The 307-nt window shown below is 42.0% G+C and carries 1 protein-coding gene; it reads right to left on the bottom strand.

Translation table 11 applies throughout. The annotated features are described in order from the left end of the window. On the bottom strand, positions 1-307 hold a 307-nt coding region (locus tag EYD45_RS16605; RefSeq protein WP_130965780.1), incomplete at both ends, for an HD domain-containing protein.

The following is a 307-nucleotide window of genomic DNA, read 5'->3' as shown; positions in this document are numbered from 1 at the left end:
TTCAAAATCGCAAAGGTCTTGGTATTCTTTGTCGGTTAATTGGTCTTTATATTGTTTGCCCGCACCTGTTTTAAAAAACTCTCCTATAGATTTTTCGCCAGAGTATCCAAACGGCGGATTTCCAATATCATGCGCTAAGGCCGCCGTGGCTACTATCGCTCCAAAATCGTTAGCTTGATACCCATGAACATTTTGCAAATGCGGATGTCTTTCTAATATTTTTTGCCCTACTTTACGCCCTAAAGAACGCCCAACGACGCTAACCTCTAAACTATGCGTTAGTCGGGTATGTACAAAATCGGTTTGC

Origin of the sequence: Hyunsoonleella flava, assembly GCF_004310325.1 — a bacterium.
Taxonomy (GTDB): Bacteria; Bacteroidota; Bacteroidia; order Flavobacteriales; family Flavobacteriaceae; genus Jejuia; species Jejuia flava.
Note: the sequence above shows the minus strand (reverse complement) of the source record. Positions and strands in the feature narration are given on the sequence as shown.